The organism is Ferroplasma sp. Type II, assembly GCF_000496155.1.
The window spans coordinates 1-2,123 of record NZ_KI542794.1 but is presented as its reverse complement, the minus strand read 5'-3'; the positions used below and the strand labels follow the sequence as shown (position 1 = coordinate 2,123).

General features: G+C 40.6%; 2 protein-coding genes and 1 pseudogene. All 3 read left to right on the top strand.

The features are described from left to right. Positions 1-409, top strand: a pseudogene (locus tag AMDU4_RS11605) (DEAD/DEAH box helicase family protein); the annotation flags it as partial. After that, the gene (locus AMDU4_RS11600) at positions 382-1,869 is read left to right on the top strand and encodes a hypothetical protein (protein WP_021788157.1); all 1,488 of its coding nucleotides are present in this window, start codon (positions 382-384) and stop codon (positions 1,867-1,869) included. The pseudogene AMDU4_RS11605 and the gene AMDU4_RS11600, both read left to right, overlap by 28 nt. Before the next feature lie 49 nt (positions 1,870-1,918). Then, positions 1,919-2,123, top strand: a 205-nt coding sequence (locus AMDU4_RS11595) for a type II toxin-antitoxin system RelE/ParE family toxin (protein WP_021788156.1), incomplete at its 3' end; no start/stop codon positions are given.

Here is a 2,123-nt window from a genome sequence, read left to right as displayed (position 1 = left end):
ATTGTGGGCAGAAACATCGGACGCCATAAGATATTATGATCAAATCATGGAGGAGATTAAGTCCCTCAGCAGCCTGGGCATAATCAATGATGAAGCGCACCACGTATGGGACAAAGATATTATCTGGAATCAATTCATTTTGACCTGCAACGAACTTCTCAAGAAGAAGAGCAAAGGATTGTCATTTCAATTAGACTTTACAGCCACACCGAAAAGGCAGGATTCTGGAAGCGTATTCGAATGGGTGATTACCGATTTTCCTTTGGCAGATGCCATAAGATGTGGAATCGTAAAGTCACCAATTATAGGTGAGGTAGAGAATCCTCGTGAGACACCTTCAGACAGAGCAGACGTGATTTATAGGGATTATATTGAAGCTGGATGTCAGAAGGTGGTCTTATTACAATAACGTCATGGAAAAGGTTGAGAAAGCACCCGATAATATTTTTCATGGCAACTAAGACTTCCGAAGCAGAAGACATTAACAACTATTTGCAGACTAAAAACGAATTTAAAGGGAAAACGCTGATTATTCATACCAACCTCAAAGGTGAAGTTAGCGACAAAGAATGGCAAAAGCTTAAACAGGAGACAAGAGAGATAGATAAATCACACAAGTACAGGGCTATCGTGAGTGTCCTGATGCTCAGGGAAGGCTGGGATGTCAAGAACGTTTGTGTTATAGTCGGTTTAAGACCGTTTACTTCTAAAGCAGAGATTCTGCCAGAACAGGCGCTCGGACGTGGTCTCAGACTGATGTTCGGCCCAGAATCAGGATACGAAGAGACGGTTGACGTTTTCGGCACGAAAGCTTTTGTGGATTACATAGACGAGGAGATGAAAAAGCAGGGAGTCGACATAAAGAGATACAAAGAAAGGAACCTGCCGACCGTTACCAATATTTTTCCTGATGCGTTAAGGAAATCGGAATTAAACTTCCAGATACCGGTTTTATCTCCAAAATATAAGAGAGAAAATAGATCGTTCAATGAAATTGATATTTCCACCCTCCCGCAGGGAAAATTCGACTTGGATTTAGAAACATATACTAACATTAAGTCGGCAGTAGGAAGAGACGCGTTAACAGAGAAAGAGAGATGGCGAGACCGATGGGAACAGCCAATACCAGAAAATTATCCATCAGTTATCTCTTATTTGGCAAACATCATTCTCAGGGCATGCAAAATTCCATCCCGAAACAGTGAACTTGTAGGAAAACTAGATTCGTATATTACTAATAGCATTTTTACAACGGCTTTAACTCAAGAAATAAAAGATGATTATAGGTTTCTTCAAGCTCTGAGTGAGCCGAAGGTGGTTGATTTTCTTACCGAGCTTTTTGTAAAGGTAATAAATAAGCTGACTATCCTTTCTACTGAAGTACGGCTTCAGTCGGAACCAAGAGAAGTTAAAGACATCAGACCTTCACTTACAAGAAAGAAAACCTACACACCCAAGAAATGCATTCTCAATCTGGTGCCAGTTGCCAATGATTTTGAATTCGACTTTTGTAAATTTCTTGACAATGATGCTTCAGATGTCAGAAAATACATAAAGAATGATAATAACTTGAATTTCTACCTGGAGTACGTGAACGAGAAAAAGGGGCTGTCTTACTATCTGCCAGATTTTGTTGTTATTTGTGACTCAGAGAATTATATCATAGAGACCAAAGGCGAAGAGTCTGTTGAAGTGAAGAACAAAGATAAAAGAGCTAGAGAATGGTGTATAGATTCAACTAAACTGACCGGCGTTAAATGGACATATCTCAAGGTTCCTGAGACCGTCTTCAAAAACAATCGTGAAGTCAAGACCCTCAAGAAATTAAAAGAGATCATCAGGTCATACGAGAGCGTCGAAAAGATTTAAGAAGAGGACTTAGAATGACAGGATTTTCAAGGGAAAAAGGTTGGTTTTCATGAGCTATACTGTGGAATCGACGGAAGCATTCGAGAAGGAGTTTTCCAGGAACCACAAGGACAAGAAGGAGTGGCTTCTTCGTATGACCGAAAGACTGGAACAGGGGCCACAGTCGGGAAAACCGCTAAGAGGAAAGCTTCATGGATTATGGCAACTGAGAATAGGCCCTTTCAGAGTCTGGTATGAGATAAACGAGGAACAAA

Excerpts from the sequence above, each read along its gene's own strand:
- AMDU4_RS11600 (WP_021788157.1), top strand. The coding sequence starts at position 382 with ATGTCAGAAGGTGGTCTTATTACAATAACGTCATGGAAAAGGTTGAGA.